The sequence below is a fragment of the Pseudoalteromonas sp. TB25 genome (assembly GCF_000497995.1).
Lineage (GTDB): Bacteria > Pseudomonadota > Gammaproteobacteria > Enterobacterales > Alteromonadaceae > Pseudoalteromonas > Pseudoalteromonas distincta.
The window spans coordinates 22899-45385 of record NZ_AUTI01000415.1; the positions used below are offsets into that span (position 1 = coordinate 22899).

21 protein-coding genes and 3 pseudogenes are annotated in these 22487 nt (G+C 39.5%); 16 read left to right on the top strand and 8 right to left on the bottom strand.

Features of this window, described 5'->3' with window-relative positions:
• Nucleotides 1-12 precede the first annotated feature (12 nt).
• From L652_RS0119185 to L652_RS0119250, 13 genes and pseudogenes are all read left to right on the top strand, one after another.
• Nucleotides 13-900 (top strand): CopD family protein, encoded by an 888-nt coding sequence (locus tag L652_RS0119185; RefSeq protein ID WP_024596191.1) that lies wholly within the window; start codon nucleotides 13-15, stop codon nucleotides 898-900.
• 15 nt (nucleotides 901-915) lie between these two features.
• Nucleotides 916-1386, top strand: coding sequence for a nuclear transport factor 2 family protein (locus L652_RS0119190; protein WP_024596192.1), 471 nt, complete (start codon nucleotides 916-918; stop codon nucleotides 1384-1386).
• 27 nt (nucleotides 1387-1413) lie between these two features.
• On the top strand, nucleotides 1414-3237 hold the full coding sequence (locus tag L652_RS0119195; protein WP_013465888.1) for a copper resistance system multicopper oxidase: 1824 nt from the start codon (nucleotides 1414-1416) through the stop codon (nucleotides 3235-3237).
• Nucleotides 3234-4054: pseudogene (locus L652_RS01000000124155) on the top strand (copper resistance protein B). The gene L652_RS0119195 and the pseudogene L652_RS01000000124155 overlap by 4 nt, the downstream one beginning before the upstream one ends.
• A 638-nt stretch (nucleotides 4055-4692) precedes the next feature.
• A complete protein-coding gene (locus L652_RS0119210) occupies nucleotides 4693-5115 on the top strand; it encodes a hypothetical protein (RefSeq protein WP_010558026.1) in 423 nt (140 codons plus the stop codon).
• 299 nt (nucleotides 5116-5414) lie between these two features.
• A complete protein-coding gene (locus L652_RS0119215; protein ID WP_008467855.1) occupies nucleotides 5415-5828 on the top strand; it encodes a MerR family transcriptional regulator in 414 nt (137 codons plus the stop codon).
• 101 nt (nucleotides 5829-5929) lie between these two features.
• On the top strand, nucleotides 5930-8176 hold the full coding sequence (locus tag L652_RS0119220) for a heavy metal translocating P-type ATPase (RefSeq protein ID WP_024603602.1): 2247 nt from the start codon (nucleotides 5930-5932) through the stop codon (nucleotides 8174-8176).
• 11 nt (nucleotides 8177-8187) lie between these two features.
• A complete protein-coding gene (locus tag L652_RS0119225; protein ID WP_004589267.1) occupies nucleotides 8188-8541 on the top strand; it encodes a cupredoxin domain-containing protein in 354 nt (117 codons plus the stop codon).
• A gap of 9 nt (nucleotides 8542-8550) precedes the next feature.
• Nucleotides 8551-8886 carry a DUF2933 domain-containing protein gene (locus L652_RS0119230; RefSeq protein WP_008467859.1) on the top strand — a complete coding sequence of 112 codons (336 nt, stop codon included), beginning with the start codon at nucleotides 8551-8553 and terminating at the stop codon, nucleotides 8884-8886.
• Nucleotides 8879-9544 carry an isoprenylcysteine carboxylmethyltransferase family protein gene (locus L652_RS0119235; protein WP_008467861.1) on the top strand — a complete coding sequence of 222 codons (666 nt, stop codon included), beginning with the start codon at nucleotides 8879-8881 and terminating at the stop codon, nucleotides 9542-9544. Before L652_RS0119230 ends, L652_RS0119235 begins: the two co-directional genes overlap by 8 nt.
• Nucleotides 9528-9950 carry a hypothetical protein gene (locus L652_RS0119240; protein ID WP_008467863.1) on the top strand — a complete coding sequence of 141 codons (423 nt, stop codon included), beginning with the start codon at nucleotides 9528-9530 and terminating at the stop codon, nucleotides 9948-9950. Before L652_RS0119235 ends, L652_RS0119240 begins: the two co-directional genes overlap by 17 nt.
• Before the next feature lie 10 nt (nucleotides 9951-9960).
• On the top strand, nucleotides 9961-10332 hold the full coding sequence (locus tag L652_RS0119245; protein ID WP_008467865.1) for a hypothetical protein: 372 nt from the start codon (nucleotides 9961-9963) through the stop codon (nucleotides 10330-10332).
• A gap of 50 nt (nucleotides 10333-10382) precedes the next feature.
• The gene (locus L652_RS0119250) at nucleotides 10383-10733 is read left to right on the top strand and encodes a hypothetical protein (RefSeq protein WP_004589646.1); all 351 of its coding nucleotides are present in this window, start codon (nucleotides 10383-10385) and stop codon (nucleotides 10731-10733) included.
• 216 nt (nucleotides 10734-10949) lie between these two features.
• Here L652_RS0119250 and L652_RS0119255 read toward each other — a convergent pair whose 3' ends face one another.
• Nucleotides 10950-11681 (bottom strand): glutaredoxin, encoded by a 732-nt coding sequence (locus tag L652_RS0119255; protein ID WP_008109669.1) that lies wholly within the window; start codon nucleotides 11679-11681, stop codon nucleotides 10950-10952.
• A 1-nt stretch (nucleotide 11682) separates the two neighbouring features.
• A complete protein-coding gene (locus L652_RS0119260; RefSeq protein WP_008109672.1) occupies nucleotides 11683-12204 on the bottom strand; it encodes a DUF305 domain-containing protein in 522 nt (173 codons plus the stop codon).
• A 433-nt stretch (nucleotides 12205-12637) separates the two neighbouring features.
• On the opposite strand from L652_RS0119260, the pseudogene L652_RS1000000125540 reads away from it, so the two are divergent.
• Nucleotides 12638-13000, top strand: a pseudogene (locus L652_RS1000000125540) (recombinase family protein).
• A 526-nt stretch (nucleotides 13001-13526) separates the two neighbouring features.
• Here the strand turns inward: L652_RS1000000125540 and cadR are convergent.
• A complete protein-coding gene (gene cadR / locus L652_RS0119275) occupies nucleotides 13527-13916 on the bottom strand; it encodes a Cd(II)/Pb(II)-responsive transcriptional regulator (protein ID WP_008109677.1) in 390 nt (129 codons plus the stop codon).
• A 79-nt stretch (nucleotides 13917-13995) separates the two neighbouring features.
• On the opposite strand from cadR, the gene L652_RS0119280 reads away from it, so the two are divergent.
• A complete protein-coding gene (locus L652_RS0119280; protein ID WP_024596193.1) occupies nucleotides 13996-14727 on the top strand; it encodes a transglutaminase family protein in 732 nt (243 codons plus the stop codon).
• Nucleotides 14714-15601: a cation diffusion facilitator family transporter gene (locus L652_RS0119285; RefSeq protein ID WP_024596194.1), complete on the top strand. Its 888-nt coding sequence runs from the start codon at nucleotides 14714-14716 to the stop codon at nucleotides 15599-15601. The genes L652_RS0119280 and L652_RS0119285 overlap by 14 nt, the downstream gene beginning before the upstream one ends.
• Before the next feature lie 98 nt (nucleotides 15602-15699).
• Here the strand turns inward: L652_RS0119285 and L652_RS01000000124160 are convergent.
• The 5 genes and pseudogenes from L652_RS01000000124160 to L652_RS0119310 all read right to left on the bottom strand — a co-directional run bounded on the left by L652_RS01000000124160 (nucleotide 15700) and on the right by L652_RS0119310 (nucleotide 22434).
• A pseudogene (locus L652_RS01000000124160) lies at nucleotides 15700-18811 on the bottom strand (CusA/CzcA family heavy metal efflux RND transporter).
• Between the two features lie 10 nt (nucleotides 18812-18821).
• Nucleotides 18822-19718 (bottom strand): efflux RND transporter periplasmic adaptor subunit, encoded by an 897-nt coding sequence (locus tag L652_RS0119295; RefSeq protein WP_008109684.1) that lies wholly within the window; start codon nucleotides 19716-19718, stop codon nucleotides 18822-18824.
• Between the two features lie 70 nt (nucleotides 19719-19788).
• Nucleotides 19789-21081, bottom strand: coding sequence for a TolC family protein (locus tag L652_RS0119300; RefSeq protein ID WP_008109686.1), 1293 nt, complete (start codon nucleotides 21079-21081; stop codon nucleotides 19789-19791).
• Nucleotides 21082-21154: 73 nt separating this feature from the next.
• Complete coding sequence (locus L652_RS0119305; protein ID WP_253951859.1) at nucleotides 21155-21526, bottom strand: hypothetical protein; 372 nt, start codon at nucleotides 21524-21526, stop codon at nucleotides 21155-21157.
• Between the two features lie 8 nt (nucleotides 21527-21534).
• Nucleotides 21535-22434, bottom strand: coding sequence for a cation diffusion facilitator family transporter (locus tag L652_RS0119310; RefSeq protein ID WP_013465880.1), 900 nt, complete (start codon nucleotides 22432-22434; stop codon nucleotides 21535-21537).
• Nucleotides 22435-22487: the final 53 nt, after the last annotated feature.

The window sequence follows — 22487 nt, forward strand, 5'->3', positions numbered from 1 at the left end:
GGTGTGATTGATATGGAAATGTATATCTGGAATACAGTCATTGTACTGTCAAAAATTGTATTTTACGTCGGCTTTGCCTGTATTGCTGGTTATACATTTTTCAGGCAAATATTTGAGAATAATGAATCTCATACTAATGCTGTAATAGCGAATTTAACGTGGACAAGAACTTATATAGTTATGGCTTTGATCGCTAATATTACTTGGTTCTTTGCCAGTACTGGTGCAATGGCAGAAGAGGGAATTCAGGGGGCGATAGACGCTGATATATTGGCTATTATGTGGGACTCCTCTGTCGGCACTGGAGCTTTGCTTCGAGCGCTTGGGCTAGTTACCGCAATAATCGCTTTAGCTTTAAGGTTCAAACTCGCTGTGAACTCGTACTTAAAACAAAGCGCTTTAATGTTGAGTTTATTAATCCTTGCATACTCATTCACGTTACTGGGTCATATTTCTGAGTTAGGCACAATTGAAAAAGGCTTGCTTATTTTGCATGTGCTCGTTATGGCATGGTGGTTTGGGGCGTTATTGCCACTAAAACAGGCTTGCCATCAGCTAAGTTATGCAGAACTTCATTTGCTGATGGAAAGCTTTGGCAAACAAGCAAGTTTTACATTGAGCCTATTGTTGGTAGCAGGCCTCTGGCTCGTGATTCAATTGGTCGGAAGTCTTGATGCACTAATAAGCTCAAGTTACGGACAAACACTGTTGTTTAAATTGGCCCTTGTAGTGTCTATTTTGGCACTTGCTGCTAAACATAAACTAATACTCGTTCCACAACTTAAAAATAGTCAAGGCAGAGAGGCTTTATCTAAATCTATCTCGATAGAAATGGTAGTAGCTTTTGCCATTTTATCTGTAACGGCTGGGCTTACTAGTGTTGTTGGCCCTGCAAATTAAAACCTAAAAGAGAAAATGAAAATGAAAACAATAAATATCCTACTCGTTTTATTAATGACGTTTAGTTTCGCAGCAAACGCTCATGGTGATAAGAATAAAGACAAAGGATTGTTTAAAGGTGTAGATACACCAGCCGCAAAAGTTGTTTTGGCATTTCATCAAGCACTTGAAACTGGCAATCAAAAACAGGCTAGAGCGCAGTTAGCGGATGATGTCACCATTTTCGAGGGAGGCCGCGTTGAAAGGAGCGCTGATGAATATGCTCATCATCATATGTTGTCGGATATGAAGTATTTAGCAGCGATGAAGAGCGACACACTTGAACATCAAGTGACGATACTTGGAAATACAGCTATCTCTGCCTCGCGTAGTCAAACTAAAGGTACTTACAATGGTGAAGAACGTGATTATCAAGGGATGGAAACAATGGTTCTCGAAAAGCAAAACGGTGAATGGAAAATTAAGCACATTCATTGGTCACACTAATTTATTGGTCAAACCTCGGAGAGTAAAATGAGAATTAAAGATCCATTACATCAAATTTCTACACCGCGTAGACGCTTTGTACAAGGTTTAGCTGCTGGCGGTATATTAGCTGCTTTTCCAAGCATTCTTCATGCTGCTTCATCTTTAGTGGCTGGAACAATAACAGGTACTGTGCCCGAACTAAGTGGAGAAATAATAGATCTGGTGATAGATGAGTCACCCGTAAACTTCACAGGTGTTGTAAGAATGGCTACAACAATCAATGGCTCAATACCAGCTCCTACCTTGCGCCTCAGAGAAGGTGATGACGTTACTATCAGGGTAACTAATAAATTATCAGTGCCGAGTTCAATTCATTGGCATGGGATCATTCTTCCGTATCAAATGGATGGCGTACCGGGTATTAGCTTTAAAGGTATAATGCCGGGTGAAACCTTTGTTTATAAATTTAAGCTGCAACAAAGCGGCACATATTGGTATCACTCACACAGTGGCTTTCAAGAAATGACAGGTATGTACGGCGCATTAATTATTGAGCCAAGAGAAAAGGATATTATTAGTGCTGACAATGAGCATGTTATCCAATTGTCTGATTGGACTGATGATGACCCAATGGATTTGTTCCGCAAGTTAAAAGTACAGAGCGATGTATTTAACTTTAATCAACCTACTGTTCCAGAGTTTTTTGATGACATTTCAAATAGCAGCGTTTCAAATGCGCTACAACGCCGGGAAATGTGGAATAAAATGAGAATGAACCCTACAGATCTTGCAGACTTATCAGCATCTGCAATGACTTTTTTAATGAATGGTTGTGCGCCTTTGACAAACTGGCGTGGAATGTTTAAAGCTGGCGAAAAGGTTAGGCTTAGATTTATTAACGGTTCTAGCAATACGTTTTTTGATGTAAGAATACCTGAGCTGAAGTTAACAGTTGTACAAGCTGATGGACAAAATGTTGAACCTGTGACAGTAGATGAATTTAGATTTGGTCCCGGTGAAACTTATGATGTACTTGTCGAGCCAAAAAATGATGCATATACGATTTTTGCACAAAGCATGGATCGCTCAGGTTATGCTAAAGGTACTTTATCAATGGCACCTAATATTGATGCACCAGTACCTGCTCTAGATCCCGTTGAATGGTTAACGATGACAGATATGATGGGGAATATGGCCCAAGGTGGTGAGCATTCCGCGATGGCAGGTATGGCAGACATGTCGGGCATGAATTCTAATAAAATGGATCATAGTGCAATGGGTCATGGAGCGATGGCAATGGATCATAGTAAACATGGAATGACTAAAAACCCATTAGCTGTTGCTAGCACTAAAGTGCGTCATGCAAAAACAGAGTATGGAGCTTCTGTTGATATGCGTGTTGATATGCCTAGAACAAACCTTGATGATCCCGGTATAGGTTTACGTAAAAATGGACGCCGTGTTTTAACACTTGCAGATTTACATTCTCTTGAGGGAATTACAAACCAGCAAGAGCCAGAGGCTGAAATTGAATTACATTTAACTGGAAACATGGAGCGTTATAGCTGGTCATTTGATGGCTTGGAATTTGGAAAAAGCACGCCAGTTCACATGAAGCATAATCAACGTTTAAGAGTTATTTTACAAAACGATACAATGATGACACATCCCATGCACCTGCATGGTATGTGGAGCGATTTGGAGAATGAAAAAGGTGATGTACAGGTTCGTCGCCATACTATCCCTGTACAACCAGCGCAAAGAATTAGTTTTTTAACAACACCTCATGACGTAGGTCGCTGGGCATGGCATTGCCATTTATTATTCCACATGGATGCAGGTATGTTTAGAGAGGTAGTTGTATCATGAAAAAATTAATACTAACCAATACGTTAAGACTATTATTAATAGGTTTGCCCCTTATAAGTGTATCTGTATCTGCAAAAGATGAGATGACTGAGATGGGTGATTCTAAAATGCAAGCACAAGGTGGAGATGCACCTAAAGATGCTAGAGACCCCCATGCTTATGCAGCAGGTACAACTTTGACTGAAGGTCCTTATGCACTCAGTAGCGACAAACGACTGACTTTGGCAGATGAGCATTCATTTTACGCGCTACTAGGGGATCGTCTTGAATATAATGAGCAAACAAACGCAGGTGTTTTTGACTTTCAGGCATGGTATGGCACTACTTTTGATAGATTAGTCATCAAAACTGAAGGAGATTTTAGCGAAGGTAATTTAGAGGAGAACCAAACAGATTTTCTATGGGGCCACGCAATATCTGCTTATTGGGATACACAAGTCGGTATTCGACTTGATTACAATAACGAAGGTGAAAACCGCAAATGGCTAGCTTTTGGTTTACAAGGTCTAGCCCCCTACTGGTTTGAAATTGATATGACTGCGTATTTAGGAGAGCAAGGTAATAGTGCATTTTCGATCGAAGCTGAGTATGAGCTATTACTTACTCAAAAGTTAATTGTTCAACCACGAGCAGAGTTGACGCTTTACGGTAAGGATGACGTCCAAAATAACCTTGGTAGTGGCTTNCCCGCCAGTTTGCTCCCTATGTTGGCGTTGAGTGGACAAATAAATTTGGTAATACAGCCGACTTTGCGAAGTTAAATGGGCAAAGTACTCGTGATACTGCTTTTGTTGCAGGTATCAAGTTCTGGCTCTGATATGAAGAAATACTATATTGACTTGATGAGAGCTACCGCAACTATATTGATGGTAGCTTTCGTTTTTTGGGATTTAAACCATTTTAGTTATGTTAGGAAAGGCCTAGCTAATAGTTTTTTTGGAAAGAACTAAGAGCAGTAATAGTAAGCTACTTCTTGTTTTCAATCGGTGCCAGTCTGGTGTATACCTATCAAGGTGGAATATCAGCTAAGAAGTAAAGTTGGCGAATGGTTAAGGTTAAAGAGTCAAGGCAAAAAACATCGCCATTGAAAGACGTACAATAGGCCATTTTATCACTTTTGATGAACGGGAATTGGATGTGCCCGGGATAGAACCGATTGTTGCAAAGTACTGCGCTTAAAGCTGAACAATTGGAAAAATGATCCATTACTCAATACCTAGTTATGAGCGTAGGGTTTTTATTTCTTTTAATGGTGCTCATGCTTGGCTTCAATCTCATGAGTATAAATTAGACACCCCTTTTATACTTGTGAAGTTAAAGCTGTTTAAAAAAGTAAAAAGTAAAAAGTAAAAAGTAAAAAGTAAAAAGTTTAGGTTTTAGTTCAAAGGTTGATCAAGATCATAAAATTATTTTTATAAAGTGGCTAATATTGTAGGTGATAAATAAGGAATTAAAATGTTTGGACTTTTCAAGTGGTTTAAAATAGTGGTAATTACTCTGTTGCTTACGCAGCATGGCTTTGCTATTGCTAAACCAATGAATTGTGAAGAACATCAAAATGGATCTTCCGACACGCATATTATACAACCAAGCAAAAATATGCATCATCAATCAATGAATGACAATAGTCACTATCACACTGAAAATTCGCAAGATTCTAAAAACCGTCATGGTGATGAAGACTGTGAAAAATGTAAAGCTGGTGATTGTGTTTGTTGTGAAGGCGGTTTTTGTACAAGCTTTCATTTAAATGCCTATCTTGTGGAAGCGCAAGACGAAGGTATTTGCAATATTCATTCTGAGCTAATTCTACAGCGTATACCCCTACCAAAATCTGGTATCCATCTCTTACTTTATCGTCCACCAATTATTGGCTAATCACGGGATCAGTGCGCCTTTTTTTCGCCAGTCCCATCAAAAATAAAACGATTTACTGATTGGTTTAAATTACCAACCGTTTTGAACAATTAGCACAATATTTTTTGGAGGCATGATGAACATGCTCAAACTATTGCTATTTACAGTACTTAATGCTGTCGATTTTGACCGAGATTTCTCTTTTACCAAAAAATTAGTTTTTAGCTTATTCACTAGAATTAGTACTTGACCTGTGTCTTAGACACAGGTCTAAGCTGAAGATGAGAGTACAAACTTAGCTAAAAAACTGAGGAGTGAATATGAAAGTTGCGGAGCTGGCAAAAAGCCTTGGAACGACTGCTGATACGGTGCGCTATTACACCAGATTAGGATTGTTAAAACCTGCTAAGTCAGTGAACGGCTACAAGTCATACTCGAATAAAGAAGTATCGAGACTTAAATTCATTTTAAGTGCCAGAAACCTTGGTTTTTCCGTTGCAGATATCAAGGAAATTATTAATGAATCTGAAGATGGTAAAAGTGCGTGCCCATTAGTCAGAAGCCTGATCAAAGAGCGGCTTGAAGAAACAGAAAAGCAGTTTCAAGCAATGTTGGCACTTCGAGGAAAAATGTCTTCTGCGCTTTCTCGATGGGAAGAAATGGAAGACAAAGCACCGACTGCAAACATGGTTTGTCATCTCATCGAAAACTTTGAGCAAATTAAAAAAGCATAGGAGGAAAAAGGGTGGCTACTAACACAAATATAAAAACTGAATCAGGCTGTTGCTGTCAGGCAAAAGCTCAATCCTCTTCGTGTAAAAGTAAGGAGAATACGTTGGAGAAAGTATCACATAACCAACAGCTTATCATTGAAGGTGCTGGGTGTGCTAGCTGTGTAGGCAAAATTGAAGGGGCGTTGAAGGCAACTCTTGGAGTCGTCAGTGCGGAAATGAATTTTGCTGATAGGACAGTAACAGTTTATGGGACAGCTAAAACAAAAGAGTTGATCAAAGCTGTTGAGTCAGTGGGGTATAACGCGAAGCCAATTGATGATAGCTCAGCAACAGATGCGCTTGATGAGAAAGAGGCTGCGGATTTTGCATATTACAAAAAGCTAATGCGCGATACGTTTATTGCCCTTTCACTCGGCGTTCCTTTGATGATCTACAGCATTGTAGTTGGAGAAATGACGGTTGAAACAAACCTTGAACGAATTTCTTGGTTGGTTGTAGGCATTTTAACTTTTGGTGTTATGTATTTTTCAGGCAAGCATTTCTATGTAGGAGCATGGAAGAGCTTCAAAAATCATTCAGCCAATATGGACACCCTAATTGCTTTAGGAACAGGCACGGCTTGGTTGTATTCGATGGTTGTCGTGTTTGCACCTGACGCTGTTCCATTGATGGCACGGCATGTTTATTTTGAAGCTACCGCCATGATCATTGGCTTAATTGATTTAGGTTTAGCATTAGAAATCAAAGCCAGAGGTAAAACCTCTGAGGCCATTAAACGTCTTATCGGCTTGCAAGCCAAAACAGCAACCGTGGTTCGTGACAACAAAGAAGTTCAGATAGGTATTGAGCAGGTTTTATTTAACGATATTGTGAAGGTAAAACCGGGTGAAAAAATTCCCGTCGATGGCGTGGTATTGGAAGGACACACCTCTATTGATGAGTCCATGCTGACAGGCGAACCTATGCCTGCTGAAAAAGCTGAAGAAGATGAGGTTGTCGCAGGTACTTTGAACAAATCAGGCATGATTTTATTTAGAGCCACACGCGTTGGTAAAGACACGGCGCTTGCACAGATCATCAATATGGTGAAACGAGCACAAAATTCGAAACCGCCGATTGGCCGTTTGGCCGATGTTATTTCAGCTTTTTTCGTACCTGTCGTGATGATCACCTCTGTGTTAAGTGCGCTAGCATGGCTTAACTTTGGACCTGAGCCAGCCATTGCTTTTGCCATCGTTTCAGCAACTACTGTGCTTATTATTGCCTGCCCGTGTGCTTTAGGCTTGGCAACACCCATGTCTGTCATGGTGGGAGTAGGAAAAGCAGCAGAAGCCGGAGTGCTTATTCGCAACGGTGAGGCACTGCAAACCGCCTCTAAAATCACTGCCATGATTTTAGATAAAACGGGCACTATTACTGAAGGGGCACCTAAGGTAACCGATATTATTTTAGCAAAAGCTACTGACGAAAAAGACGTACTACAGCTTGCAGCAAGTTTAGAAAGCGGCTCAGAGCATCCTTTAGCGCAAGCGATTGTTGAAAGTGCGTTAGATCAGGATATTGAGTTACTAAAAATTGAAGCCTTTAACGCCATTACGGGTTTTGGTGTAGAAGCAAGCTGCAACAACAAAGCCCTGCTTTTCGGAAACGATAAACTAATGAAGTTAAAAGGCATAGACCTCACAGGCTTTGTTGAACAAGCACAGTCTTTAGCCAAAGAAGCCAAAACACCTATGTACTTTGCTGTAGATGGTGAACTTGCAGCAATCATTGCTGTTGCAGATCCTATCAAGTCAGACTCAATCTCTGCTATCAAACGGCTTCAGGCTAATGGTATACGCGTCATCATGTTAACGGGTGATAACAAGGAAACCGCTGCCNCCGCCGTAGCTAAAAAAGTGGGTATTAGTGAGTTTCTTGCTGAAGTGCTGCCAGAAGATAAAGCCAACAAGGTGAAAGAGCTACAAGAAGGCGGCGAAATTGTTGGTATGACAGGAGATGGCATCAACGATGCTCCTGCGCTAGCGTTAGCCGATGTTGGCTTCGCCATAGGCACAGGGACTGATGTAGCTATCGAAAGTGCTGACATTACCCTAATGCGTGGTTCACTTCATGGCCTTGCTGATGCCATAGCGGTAAGCAAAGCTACTTTACGAAATATCAAACAAAACTTGTTTGGCGCGTTTGTCTATAACGTAGCCGGGATTCCTTTTGCTGCGGGGGTTCTATATCCCTTCTTTGGCATTCTGCTTAGCCCTGTAATTGCAGGTGCTGCAATGGCGTTTTCGTCATTGACTGTAGTGTCAAATGCAAATCGACTTCGCTTTTTTAAAGCAAAAGAGCATTAAGGAGAATCACAATGATGGTTATTAACTTATTAGGCTTAATGTTAATCGCGCTGATTGTTTGGTGGTTTTGGCTATATAAACCCAATAAAACAATCGTTCAAGGTAATGAAGTACTCATTGAAGTGAGGGATGGTGTGTATTCCCCATCCTCAATTCAGGTGTCTGCTAGCCAACCTGTCACTCTGAAGTTTATGCGCAAAGATCAATCCCCCTGCGCTGAAACAATGCTTATTCCTTCATTGGATATAAGCGAACAGCTTAAATTAAATGAAATTACTCAAATTACCCTATTGAACTTATCACCGGGAGAGCATGAGTTTCACTGTCAGATGCAAATGTATCGCGGTGTCTTAAAAGTCGTTTAGGAGGGCAATATGAAAAATCAACACCCTAATTTTTGGTCAACACCTACAGGCTGGGCTGCACTGGCACTTATTGCCGCAGTGACCTACTTCTTAGTGCTTGAGCATGGTCAACATATGCTGCAATTTCTTCCCTACTTGATTTTATTGCTATGCCCCTTGATGCACGTATTTATGCATGGCAGTCATGGTAAACATGGTCACGATCATTCACATGCGCCTGATGAAAAAAAGGAAGAGAGCTTTCAAGAACTCACGGATAAAAATGCAGCCTATCGCGATGGCTACATACAAGGGTTAGAAAAGGCACGTAAGGAATCACATAAAAAGGAGAGCAGTGATGAATGAAACATATGATTATGGCTTATGGTCAATGGTGATACTGAACTCAGCAATTTTTATCTTTTTTGCCTTTAGTTTTGTCAAACCAAAAACATCAACTGATTGGAGAAGTCTAAGCGCGTTCTCTGCCTTTATTGTTGCCCTATTTACTGAAATGTATGGCTTTCCTTTAACTATCTATTTTCTGTCGGGGTGGCTGACGGAGACCTATCCAGAAGTAAATTTCTTTGCGCATGAAAATGGGCATTTATTACATACTTTCTTTGGATTTCAAGGTGATGCCCATTGGGACCCATTTCATATAGTGAGTATGGTGTTAATTGTTGCAGGTTTCTTTATGTTGTCTTCAGCATGGAATGTATTGCATCACGCGCAAAAACATCATCAATTGGCTACAACTGGATGGTATGCAAGGTGTCGCCACCCACAGTATGTAGCTTTCATTCTAATCATGTTCGGCTTTTTATTGCAGTGGCCGACAATCCCAACACTTGCGATGTTTCCGATCTTAGTCGTTGTTTACGTCAAGCTAGCGAAACGCGAAGAAGCACAAGCGATTGCTGAGTTTGGTTCGGAGTACCACAGGTATATGGAATCGACACCAAGTTGGATCCCAAATTTTAATAAAAGTGTAGAAGGTAAAAATCATGAAAACGTTAACTAAATCAATTTTATTTATTAGTTCACTACTTATAACCACTAGCTCATTTGCCCAAAACAATGAGCATAAGCATGAAGGTGCGAACAAAGCTGATATGCATCAAGGCATGGCAATACCACATGAGAACATGGGAGAAATGCACAAAAAGATGATGGAAATGAAAAAGGAAGTCCATGCCATTAAAACTGAAAAAGATCCTGAAAAGCAACAGCAGATGATGGTTGAACATCACCGTTCAATGATGAAGATGATGCAATCCATGCACAAAAACATGGAAGAAATGCCAATGCATCAACAAATCAAGATGGCTGAACATCATTTAGAAATGATGGGGAACATGATGCCGCAGATGAACCGTAAAATGGAAGAAATGAAAGATAGCAATCAACAGCATTCACACAAACATTAGGAGAAAAATTATGAGCGATTTAAATCATAGAGTTGGCGTTAAAGAGCAAAATTTAGTTGTTCGAAACCTAAAGCTTAGCAATGTCACAGAAGAAAGCTGTGACGAGTTAGTAAAAGAAATAGATCAGCTTTTTGGTATAGATGAAGTTAGTTACAACATCAAAGAAGGTGAAATACACCTTGCCTATGATGCCGCAAACGTAAGCCTTGATGGGATTGAGGAGGTAATCCGTAAGTATGGCGCAGATGTTCATGATGATTGGTGGACACATACTAAAGAAAGTTACTATAAATTTGTTGATCAGAACATCAAAGATAACTCTGTTCATAAGCCTTGGAGTTGTCATCAAGCACCTTCGGGGGCTGGCCGGAAAAACAAATGAATTCATAAAAAAGTGTATAGATAATTAGTTAGTCAAATGAGGTAACAGTGATGAAAACACCCTATATAAAAGCTCTTTTATTGCTTACATTCGGTTTATATTTAGTGGGTTGTTCCAATACCACTTTTTATCATAAATACATGATGAGAGGTCAGGTAGTAGAAAGTTCTGATAATCGAACTCTAATCTGTATTGGTGCTAAGCATGGCGCAGAGGTTGGGCAAAAATACAGTGTTATTAGATTCCATGAAAGAATAGTATTGAGTGAAGGTGAAGATCCCTACACTATCGAAAAGGTAGGAACGGTACAAATTACTAAAATTGTGAATGATCATTTCGCAACTGTAAAGCTAGTGTCTGGTGACATTGCAGCGAAAGATATGGTGGAACTTGAAAACTAATAAAGTGGTGGCGAAAGCCACCACAAGAGCATAACAATAAAACTTAATGAAAAAACTTTAGTGTTATTTTGTACAACCTTTGAGATTGTTTGCTCAGTTCTGGTTATCTTGATGCCAGTACGACAGAAAAAATGTTACATATGAATTAGAAAGGTGTGGGCTGGCATCCTAGGTCTAATCTTAACAGTTAAGGGGCCGCCGAATAGAGCTATACCTTTACATCAGCAGCATAATCAATGCTCCCGCGATCATAAATAAGTTTTCAGATAGCGATACAAATCCAAGTGGCACACTGCTATCGCCGCCTACACAGGCACACTTTAACTGGCGTTTGTCGATGTAAACGGCTTTGAAAACTGAAATTGCTCCAACTGTGCCGATAAACAATGAAAATGGTGCCACTGCGAGAGGCTGTAGTTGGGCAACCATACCAATACCTGCATATGCTTCAATGAAGGGATAAATATAACCATATCTTATCCATCTCATCGCTAGTAAATCATAAGTAATAAACGAATTTGTGAAACTGTATAGGTCTTTCAGTTTTTGCACCGCTAAGAGCGTCATTGAAAAAGCTATAAATAGCATCAGTGTTCTGATGGAGATAAATGAGCCGGAAGCAAAATGTTGAGATGCGACAGCAAGAAGTGCAGCTATCGAGAAAATGGCTACAACGGGCGTGTAGGTTGTGCCAGTTTGACCTGCTTCATCTTTACCAAAATACTCTCTTAAGTCATCGTATCCTCCGACACGCTTTCCTTCAATAAAGGTTTGTGGCGTAGTTTTGACATCATGCTTAGCTTTGAAGTCATCAGCTTGTTGTCTTGACGTGAGCTTATGATCTTCTACATCATACCCTTGCCTCTCCAGCAAATCTTTCGACCTTAAACCATAGGGGCAGATATGTTCGTCAGTGACCATTCTGTACAGGGTAGCTGTCTTAGTCATCTTAGTCTCCTTTGTTCAGTGTGCCTTCAAACTTTGGGAGCGGTCGTTGCTCAGCCTGAGCTTGTGAGCTGACCTTTCCATTTTCAGAAATATCTTTAATCAGCCATTCCATTTCTTTTATTTCTTTTCGTTGGGCTTTAATAATACCATTTGCCAATTCACGCACGCGTACATCCTCCAAAGTTGAATGCTCACTAGTAAGAATAGCAATGGAGTGATGAGGAATCATCGCTTTCATGTAAGCAGTGTCAGAAATTGTGCTTTGAGAGCGAACAAGATAAAGACATATGGCAAACAGTATTGTCGCCAATAGAAAAATAGCCATGTTGAGCTTCTTGTTACTGTACATGCCAAGCATAAAGGCCAGCATGATCATTGCCATACCTGCTCCCATATACAACGCCATATAGATACGCGTTTCACTAAACCATATATGTGATACTGCGTAAGTGTTGAGATACATCATGACAAACATAGCAATGGTTGAGGTGATGATCATTGCAGCAAATCTTGAGTATTTCATAAGTAATCCTTACATTGATAGTGTAAATATTTCCCACTGTTAGCCTATTATTCTCTACATGTGGTCATGTTCTCGAAAAAGTGCAAGTAATGAGCCAGTATCAATAAGAGTATTTGTAATACGATTGACTCAATTTCAGCTTATATCTAAAGTTTAAGTTTTGAACTTATGATAGACACAGGCTAAATTGGCTTTAGTTAACAATCTAATGGGAGAACTCAAAGCACTACAAGCTGAGCTTCAACAAATGGCAAGCTCGTGTACAAGTGAAGCGTGTGAAATAATTAAGTCACTTTATAGTTAGAATTGTCATTCATTTTCTATCCGTAGTGTACGAATTTCTATTTTTTATTACGTTCATGTACGAAATTTATTTAATATACTTTCGTTCATTTAATTGTTAAGGTGTGCGAAAGTTACAGGTTTCGTATATATGAAAGTTGGTTTTGCAAGAGTTTCAACTAAAGAACAAGATTTAAATGTTCAACTGTCCAAGTTGGACGCTCAGGGCTGTGAAAAAATATTCCAAGGCAAACAGTCTGGTGCTTCGATTCGAAATGAAGAAAAGCTTTAGGAACTCATCGACTTTATCAGGGAAGGTGATGAAGTTATTGTTACTCGCCTCGACCGTTTGGGACGGTCGTTAAAATCTATTCTTGAGGCAATTGAAAGCATCCATAAGAAAGGTGCTTGTTTGAATATTATCGACGGCTCTCTCAATACCAAAAATGATAATCCGTTTGCCACTGCCATGATCAACCTATGTGGAGTATTTGTGACTGTGCATAATGATTGAGATTGATCTCATTTTAGACTGAAAGGTTTTAAAGGGATGCCGCCAATCTCTCTTTTTATGAAAGTATGATTTTTTAATCATAATATCTGAGACTCAATCAGTTATATTACGATAATTTGATGCTATTTGCTAACGGCAGCTCCTCCGACATTGCGGACATTAGCATCAATGAATACCTTATGACTTCACTTAGCCAAAAGCGGAAGTTAGCTTTTGAGTTATTAACGAAAATTCAGAGTGTAAAGCAGACGTTGAAGAGTCAATAATAAACTTCAATTTAAACACTCTAGTGCATTAACGGCTGCAACTAATTTTGTCGTTCTAGAATTGGCGGAATTTTGCTGTTCCATATGAGAAGTAAACACACCAGTCACCATTCAATAGTTTGGCAAAACCTTGTGTGACTCATACTTGTGATACCGCTGACATGAATTTGTCAGCATTTCTTCCGTTTTTATCTGTCCACATTTAGGACATGCAATAGTCGATTAATGTTCTATATTCTGCCCGTATGCCTCTAACAGAGTTAACTATCTAGTGACTTAATGATCCCGCATGCTTCAATAGTATTGTTCGAACCACAAGCACTAGCCATCTGTTGTAATTCAGCTTTAAGCGCCCTTAATTCTTTCATGCGTTTATTCACTAGTGCAAGTTGCTGATCAATTAATGCATTAACGCTAGAGCAGCTTTCTTCTGGCTTATTTTTTAATTCGATAAGACGTTTAATATCATTGAGTGATATATCTAGGCTGCGACAATGTTTTACGAACTCCAATTGTTTAAGTGCTTTACTATCATACAGCCTGAAATTACCTTCTGAACGGTTTGGATTTAACAGTAATCCTTCTCTTTCATAATATCTAATTGTTTGTATAGAACAGCCCGATTTTTTAGACAATTCGCCTATTTTCATCAATTTCCCCCAGACATTTGATTCTATAGTTACTATAGAGTCTGTAGTATAAGTATGCAACGAAAAGGATATATAAAAAATGACCGAGAAATATTTAAACAATACGAATATCGTTAATTTTGAACACAAAGATATCCAATCCCTGATCGATCAGCGAGGATGGCAAAGCTTAGACGATTTCAACAAAATTGGAGCAGCATACCAATTTGTGAAAGATGAAATAATGTTTGGCTATAACAAGAGTGATGATATAGCAGCAAGCGATGTACTAGCAGATGGTTATGGGCAATGTAATACTAAGGGTAATCTGTTAATGGCGCTATTGCGTGGACTAGGTATCCAATGCCGATTTCATGGGTTTACCATAGACCAGCAACTACAAAAAGGGGCTATACCTAGCTATGTATTTTGGTTAGCACCTAAATACATCATTCATAGTTGGGTAGAAGTTTATTTCGATGGACGCTGGATAAACTTAGAGGGCTTTATATTGGATGAGCAATACTTAAGCTCTCTACAGGAGAAATTTGACCAAGTAAAAGATGACTTTTGTGTCTATGGTGTTGCAACAAAGTGTTTCTCTTCACCAAACACAAATTGGTGCGGCCAAGATACCTATATTCAAAAAGAAGGTATTCATGACGACTTTGGGCTTTATGATTCCCCTGATGAGTTTTATCTTGAAAAGGGTACTAATTTGTCGGGAGTAAAACGTTGGATGTATCAAGGTGTGATTCGCCATTTGATTAATATGAATGTATCAAAAATTAGAAATACAAAAGCACTGGAGGTACAAAATGCACAACCATAGTCACAGTCATCAGCATTCTAAAGATGATCGTATTGGTTGGGCATTTTTTCTGAATGTGACATTTACTATTATCGAATTTATAGGTGGTTGGCTCACTAACAGTACTGCGATAATGGCAGATGCAGTTCACGATCTTGGTGATAGTCTTTCAATAGGTTTTGCGTGGATTTTAAGTCGTTTTTCAAATAAAGAAGCATCAGATAAGTTTAGTTATGGTTATCGTAGACTTACTCTCTTTGGCGCATTGATAAACAGTATTGTTTTAATCATTGGCTCAATTTGGATTTTATTTGAAGCAATTCCAAGGCTGTCCAATCCTGAAATGCCTGTAGTCGAGGGGATGTTAGGGCTAGCGATACTCGGCGTTGCCGTTAACGGATATGCGGTATTAAAATTAAAAGCGGGTGAAACATTAAATGAGAAAGTGCTGACATGGCACCTTCTTGAAGATGTACTTGGATGGGTTGCCGTTCTTATAGTCTCTATCGTACTGTTGTTCGCTGAACTGCCGATATTAGATCCCCTTTTATCAATAGGGTTCACGCTGTTCATCTTGTTTAATGTTTTCAAAAACCTGAAATCAACACTCGTTTTATTTCTTCAAGCTGCACCCGATAAAGAGACTCAAAAGCGTATTAAACTATCACTAATGGAATTTCCTGAAGTTAATGGTATCCACCACATGCACTTTTGGTCACTAGATGGTGAAAGTCACGTTTTAACAGCACACCTTGAGCTGAGTGACAACTTTGACGTTAAAGAATTAATTAGGCTTAAACAAGAAGTTGCAGCTAAATTATCTTCCTATCATTTATCGCATACAACGATAGAGTTTGAGTTTTTAAATGAAAATTGTCGGGATGAAGCGCAGTAAGCTTTATCAATAAAATGTTGGGCATACAATATAAAAAGCAGCTTAATTAGGCATAACCTATTAATTAAGCTGCTTTTTGGGCTTTAAATTTCGTCAGATTACTGTTTGTTACTCTCAGAGCCATGCGCCCATTGATATAAAACAGGTAATACAAACAAAGTTAAAATGGTAGAAGATACAATACCGCCGATAACGACTGTTGCTAGTGGTCGTTGTACTTCTGCACCAATTCCAGTGTTTAGCGCCATTGGAATAAAACCTAAACTAGCAACCAGTGCCGTCATTAAAATAGGTCTTAAACGAATGATGGCACCTTCAATGATCGCTACGTAAAGGTCGCCTTTTTCATGCCAAAGATCTCGAATAAAAGCCAACATAACCAAGCCATTTAATACGGCGACACCTGACAATGCTATGAAGCCGACACCTGCCGAAATTGATAAGGGCATGTCTCTTAAATAAAGTGAAAATACGCCCCCAGTTAATGCTAAAGGCACGCCACTGAAAATGATTAATGCATCTTTTAATGAACCAAATGCGATAACCAAAATACCTAAGATTACAACTAATGTGATCGGCACAACTAAGCTTAATCTTTTACTCGCTGACTCTAGTTGTTCAAACGTTCCACCATAATCAAGCCAGTATCCTGCTGGGATTTCTCCTTCCTGATTAATTTTAGCTTTCACTTCTTTTACAAAGCCGCCTAAATCTCTGCCACGAACATTGACGGTAACCACAACTCTTCTTTTTCCGTTCTCACGGCTAATTTGAGCAGGTAAAGACTCTGATTTAAGCTCTGCAACTTCTTCAAGTGGCACATAGTTACCACCCTCAAGTGGAAGCGGCAGGNTTCAAGCCATTGATATCTGTTCTTGTTTGCTCTGGTAGGCGAACAACTAACTCAAATCGTCTGTCTCCTTCATAAATGATCCCCGCAGATTCTCCACCAATTGCAGTAGCAACCCAGTCTTGCAGTTCTGAAACGCTCAAACCGTATCGACCAAGCGCTTCTCGTTTAGGAATTACTGATAAAGATGGAACACCTGTGACCTGTTCCATTCGGGCATCAGCAGCACCGTCCACGGTTTTCACAATATTTAGAATATCTTTTGCGGTAAGTAATAATCGATCTAAGTCATCACCAAATATTTTGATGCCGACATCAGCTCTAACGCCAGAAATCAATTCATTGAAACGCATTTGAATAGGCTGAGTGAATTCATAGTTGTTGCCCGGAATGTTTTTCAGTACTTCTTCCATTTCTTCAACTAATTCACTCTTTGGCTTTGAAGGTTCGGCCCATTCTTTACGTGGTTTTAAAATAACAAAGATATCAGCAATACTCGGTGGCATTGGATCAGTTGCTACTTCTGATGTGCCGATGCGCGAGAATACTTTATCAACTTCAGGAAACGCTTTAATACGTTGCTCAAGTACTTCTTGCATTTCTACTGATTGCTCTAGGCCGGTAGAAGGTATTCTTAGCGCTTGGACTGTTATATCCCCTTCATTTAGCTGTGGAACAAATTCACTACCCAGCGTTGTTGCTAACCAAAGGCTATACCCCATTAACAGCGTTGAGAATGAAACAATAACCCAACGAAATTTCAACGCCATTTTTAACAATGGTTCATAAATAGACTTGGTTGAACGAATAACTACACTTTCTTTTTCGCTGATTTTACCTTTCATAAACACAGCTACAGCAGCAGGAACCAGTGTAACTGAAAGGATCATTGCGGAAATTAACGCCATAACGACAGTTGCCGCCATAGGGTGGAACATTTTCCCTTCAACGCCAGTTAGCGTGAAAATGGGGATGTAAACAACAGTGATAATTGCCACACCAAACAAGCTTGGACGTATCACTTCTGAAGTGGCTTCAAAAACGGTATTTAGGCGTTCTCTTAAGTCTTGCCTATGACCGTTGTGTTGGGCCTGTGCTAACCTACGGACAGAGTTTTCAACGATGATTACAGCCCCGTCCACTATCAAGCCAAAGTCCAATGCGCCGAGACTCATTAAATTGGCAGATACTCCTGCTTGCGCCATACCTGTGATTGTCATTAACATGGAAATAGGGATAACAGCAGCGGTAATGAGAGCTGCACGTAAATTTCCAAGTAGAATAAATAACACAACAATAACTAAAAGCGCACCTTCAACGAGGTTTTTGGTAACGGTTGCAATCGCTTTATCTACTAACGTTGTTCTGTCGTAAACAGGCTCTGCGGTAATGCCCTTTGGCAGAGATTTTTGTATTTCGCTGAGCTTATGTTCCACTTCTAAAGCAACGGTGCGAGAATTCTCACCAATCAGCATCATGGTTGTACCAAGCACTGTCTCAATGCCATTACGAGTAGCAGCCCCTGTTCTAAGTTCTTTGCCTATAGCAACATTGGCAACATCACTTATTTTTACAGGAATACCATCGTTCTTTTTGATGATGACATTGAGGATCTCATCTATTGTCGCTAGTTGCCCAATGGAGCGTACTAAAACTTGCTGTCCGTTTTGTTCGATATAACCTGCGCCACGGTTGTCATTGTTTTTACGTAATGCATCAGATATTTCTTCAAAGGTTACCTGATGAAAAAGTAATTTTTCGGGTTTAGGCGTTATGTGATATTGCTTGTTGTAGCCGCCGATACTGTTGACCTCAATGACGCCTTTAACTTGAGCCAATTGCGGTTTAATGATCCAGTCTTGTATTTCTCTTAAGGCAATAGCGGTATAAGGCTCTCCATTAGGCATTTTAGCGTCAGGAGAAGCTTGTACGGTATACATAAATATTTCGCCAAGCCCTGTCGAAATAGGACCCATTTCTGGCTCTAAGCCAGAGGGAATAACGCCTTTTATCGCAGCTAATCTTGCATTGATTAAGTTGCGAGCAAAATAAATATCGGTTCCCTCTTCAAAGATAACGGTTACTTGAGATAATCCATATCTTGACAGGGAGCGGGTGTGAGACAGCTTTGGCAATCCGGCTAAGGCGGTTTCTACAGGAAAGGTCACCCTTTGTTCCGCTTCCAAAGGTGAATAACCGGGGGCAGAAGTGTTTATTTGTACCTGCACGTTTGTTATATCTGGAACAGCATCAATGGGAAGTTTTTGATAACTCCACATGCCAACGCCGATGATTACCATCAGCAGACTTAATACTAAATAGCGTCTATTTATTGCAAGACGCAAAATTGATTCAATCATATTGCGTCTCCTAATCGTCGTCTTCTACTTCAGATTTCAAAATATCCGCTTTTATCAGATAACTGTTTTTGTTTACATATTCAGCGTCTTTACTGAGGCCATCAATGACCTCGATATAGTTTTTGTCTGAACGTCCGAGCACAAGTGGCGCAAACTCGTACTCTTCATCTTCTTTTACAAAGACACCAAATTGTCCTCCCAGTTCTTGTATCGCAACTTTCTCGACGGCTAAATCCACCTCAAATCGGTTTATCTTTACGCTGCCCATTAATAATTGGCCTGAGGTTAGGTTTAGCTCAGTGTTATTTAAACGTACACGTGCTAAAACATAAGACTGATCTTTAGCTGGAATTATATTGGTGATGGTTGAGTTGAATGCCTGTTCACCATGCTCAATATCAACAGGTTGACCGACTTTGATTTGATTATATTGGCTGGTAAACACCTTAAATTCAGCCCACAAGGTGTCAAAATTGACGATTTCAAACAAGCTAGTGTTTTGCGTGATACCGCCAATATTTCCATTTCGCTGTAAAACAGTCCCAGAAACAGGGGATGTTATTTTATAGGTATTTAAGCTTTCATTAGATTCAATAACGGCTAATAGATCTCCTTTTTTTACCTTATCACCAACAGTGGAGTTAATTGTCTTTATAACGCCGTTATATCTAGCGCCAACTTGAAATAATTGTTCAGCGCCTATCGTCGTAGCGCCGTATACAGGGATAGTTTGGTTCAACGTTTTTGAAGCTAAATAGGCTGTTTCAACACCAAGCCTTTTTGCCATGTTATTGTTTATTTTGCTAATGCCTTCTTCGCCTTCATGTTCATCTTCACTAGCGATAACACTTTGAATGGGTGATAGATACCCAATAAAAATCAATAGTGCGAGTAAATAGTTTTTCATTTTGAATTCCTAAACGATTCAGTTAATAACTGAATCAATAAATTGTTATTAAACTTAAAGTGATGTTTATTTAGAGTGACAGCGCTTCGTTTGTTAGTTTTTCTATCTCTGCGCCATAAATTAGGGCAGCAGATGCCGCATCAATGAGGGTTCGCCGAGCATTTAACAGCTCTTGTCTAGCCGATACATAATCAAGATATCCATATCGACCTTTTTGATAGGCGTCTTGAGTATCTTCCAGTGCATCTTCAAGCATTGGGATAACCGACTGCTTTAATGAATTAGCTGTTAATATGGCTTGTTTTCTATTGGAGTATGCTCGTAGTAAGTGATTTCTAAACCTCAACTTAGTCGCCTCTTTCTCTATGGCAACTTGGTCACGCTCTGCTAGCGCACTAGCGATTGCACCAGAATTTCGCTTTTCAGCAAACAAAGGTAAGCTAAAGCCAGCGACCAGTGCCGTATCATTGGCTTCTTGAGAGCGCCTAACACCAACAGACCATTTGATATTGGCCGTTGACTCTGTTTTAGCCAACTGTAATTCGGCCTCTTTTAGTCGCTGCTCACTTGCATAAACTTGAATAGCAGGGTTTTTCTCTAATTTCGCAAAGAGACTACTAAAATCACTATCATTGCCAAACTGAAACAGATCTCCAGTTACTCTAGAGAATGACACTGATGTTTCTCCCCAGTAAGCTGATAAAGAAAGCTTTAGATATTCCAAGCGCTTTTGTTCAGATTGAAGGGTGAGGTTAGCCTGAGCAATAACTGCTTTTGAACGTTTCACTTCAGCCTCAGGAGTAGCACCTGCGCGGTTACGCTGAGATACAATCTCTAACGTTTCTTGTGCTAAGCTCAATGCATTATCTGCCAATATCACTCTTTGTTGGGCTGCAAGTACTTCCACGTACTTCTCAGTGACTTGAGCCATTAAATTAAGCGCAGAGACTTCTTTCTCAGCATTGAGTAGTGCTCTTGATTTTGAAACAAGTCCAATCCGCGCTGAGCGTTTATCTCCCATTTCGATAACCGAAGATAGAGCGACTGTTAATTCAGCACTGTCGAATGCATTAAATTCACCTGAGCCTGCAAAGTTCTCAGCTTCAACTTCTAGTTCATAAGCGGGATTTAAACTTGCTGTTTGTTCTTGTCCTGTTAATGCGGTTTGTTTGAAATCAAATATTTTGAGTTCAGGATTTTGTTTAAGCGTCCACTGAATTGCCTCTTGAAGATTTAACTGCTTTTCAAAGGCATAAACATTAAATGTAAAAAGTGACAACGCGAGAAACGCGATATATTTAAGCTGAGGTGTTACACACCTCAAAATTGCTATCTTGCGATGCTCACAGGTATTAAGTGCCATGTATACTTTCCTATAAATTTATATGTGATATTTAGGTCATTAACATTTGACCTTTCTTAATTTTCTATAAAATTTAGGCGTATTTAGGTGGGCGGAATGGCACCGACATATAGCCTTTTAGCTCAGGAGAAACTAAGGCGTAGGTAAGGAAATATTCTATTGCTTGGAAAATGTTACAGGAAGAATCAGCATTTAAAAATAAGTGACAACAGCAACAAAAATTACAATTATCAATTGAAGAGTTGCTATTATTCACCTCAAGCATATTGGAGTCTTCTGGAGCTTTTAGCGGGGTAATAGACTTAGTTAGTGATGAACTAAAAGAACTTTCACTTAAGTTTATTTCAAGCTCTTCTAGCGAAAAAAACACAGACTGCACCGCGATTAAAATCATTATCACGTATGATATATTTGATTTGATATACGATGAGTGCATTATTTTCATTTCTCTGCTTAATACTTTAGCTGTAAGATGCGGCGAGCACCGTTTAAAACGACAAGAGCAATTATCAAACCAATCACTAAATCTGGATAACGACTGCTTGTTGCTGTAACTAATAAGCCAGCTAAAATTACACCAACGTTTGCGATAACGTCATTTGCGGAAAAAATCCAACTCGCTTTCATATGAGCGCCGTCTTCTTTGTTGCCAAATATCAAAAACAGACAAGCAACGTTAGCGATTAGTGCTATTCCACCAAATATCATCATTAAAGAAGAGATCGGTTCACTACCGTAAACAAAGCGTCTTACGACTTCGCTCAAAGCACCTAGCGCTAGAATAACTTGAAGCACACCAGATATATGTGCTGCTCTAAGTTTCATGCTAATACTTTTACCTACGGCATAAATAGCTAAACCATACACAGCAGCATCAGCAAACATATCTAATGAGTCTGCAATTAGGCCAGCAGACTGTGCAATAATCCCAGCAATTACTTCTATAAAAAACATGACTCCATTAATGGCTAACAACCATTTTAGGGTTGATGCTTCTTTCATCTCATTTTTTTGGGCTAAGTCTTTTGCTTTTGCAGCTTCTGTACTGCAACTTTGTTTAGTTGACTCTAACTCTGCACCGAGTTTAAGTTGTTGTAACTTTTTTGTTATCTCATCTAAATTTTCATCATGAAAAACTTTGACTAAGCGATTAGGAATATCAAACTGCAATCCAACTGAAGGCTGAATTGAGTCAAGTGCTAATCTGATCAATCTCTCTTCTGAAGGACAGTCCATTTGAGGCACTTTATATGTACTGACAAACGCGCCACTATAGTTATCTAATTGTGTATCAATTTTTACGTCTTCGTTGGTAGGAGATGATTGACACTGACCACTACATTTTTCTGACATATTTAACATTCCGAAACAATATTAAAATAAGTATAAAATCTATAGTGGCTATA

Coding starts and splice junctions, on each gene's coding strand:
- L652_RS0119210 (WP_010558026.1), top strand. CDS start 4,693: ATGTTTGGACTTTTCAAGTGGTTTAAAATAGTGGTAATTACTCTGTTG.
- L652_RS0119260 (WP_008109672.1), bottom strand. CDS start 12,204: ATGAAATACTCAAGATTTGCTGCAATGATCATCACCTCAACCATTGCT.
- L652_RS0119285 (WP_024596194.1), top strand. CDS start 14,714: ATGCACAACCATAGTCACAGTCATCAGCATTCTAAAGATGATCGTATT.
- L652_RS0119230 (WP_008467859.1), top strand. CDS start 8,551: ATGAAAAATCAACACCCTAATTTTTGGTCAACACCTACAGGCTGGGCT.
- L652_RS0119300 (WP_008109686.1), bottom strand. CDS start 21,081: ATGGCACTTAATACCTGTGAGCATCGCAAGATAGCAATTTTGAGGTGT.
- L652_RS0119245 (WP_008467865.1), top strand. CDS start 9,961: ATGAGCGATTTAAATCATAGAGTTGGCGTTAAAGAGCAAAATTTAGTT.
- L652_RS0119190 (WP_024596192.1), top strand. CDS start 916: ATGAAAATGAAAACAATAAATATCCTACTCGTTTTATTAATGACGTTT.
- L652_RS0119235 (WP_008467861.1), top strand. CDS start 8,879: ATGAATGAAACATATGATTATGGCTTATGGTCAATGGTGATACTGAAC.
- L652_RS0119240 (WP_008467863.1), top strand. CDS start 9,528: ATGAAAACGTTAACTAAATCAATTTTATTTATTAGTTCACTACTTATA.
- L652_RS0119250 (WP_004589646.1), top strand. CDS start 10,383: ATGAAAACACCCTATATAAAAGCTCTTTTATTGCTTACATTCGGTTTA.
- L652_RS0119310 (WP_013465880.1), bottom strand. CDS start 22,434: ATGTCAGAAAAATGTAGTGGTCAGTGTCAATCATCTCCTACCAACGAA.
- L652_RS0119280 (WP_024596193.1), top strand. CDS start 13,996: ATGACCGAGAAATATTTAAACAATACGAATATCGTTAATTTTGAACAC.
- L652_RS0119305 (WP_253951859.1), bottom strand. CDS start 21,526: ATGAAAATAATGCACTCATCGTATATCAAATCAAATATATCATACGTG.
- L652_RS0119255 (WP_008109669.1), bottom strand. CDS start 11,681: ATGACTAAGACAGCTACCCTGTACAGAATGGTCACTGACGAACATATC.
- cadR (WP_008109677.1), bottom strand. CDS start 13,916: ATGAAAATAGGCGAATTGTCTAAAAAATCGGGCTGTTCTATACAAACA.
- L652_RS0119215 (WP_008467855.1), top strand. CDS start 5,415: ATGAAAGTTGCGGAGCTGGCAAAAAGCCTTGGAACGACTGCTGATACG.
- L652_RS0119225 (WP_004589267.1), top strand. CDS start 8,188: ATGATGGTTATTAACTTATTAGGCTTAATGTTAATCGCGCTGATTGTT.
- L652_RS0119195 (WP_013465888.1), top strand. CDS start 1,414: ATGAGAATTAAAGATCCATTACATCAAATTTCTACACCGCGTAGACGC.
- L652_RS0119295 (WP_008109684.1), bottom strand. CDS start 19,718: ATGAAAAACTATTTACTCGCACTATTGATTTTTATTGGGTATCTATCA.
- L652_RS0119185 (WP_024596191.1), top strand. CDS start 13: ATGGAAATGTATATCTGGAATACAGTCATTGTACTGTCAAAAATTGTA.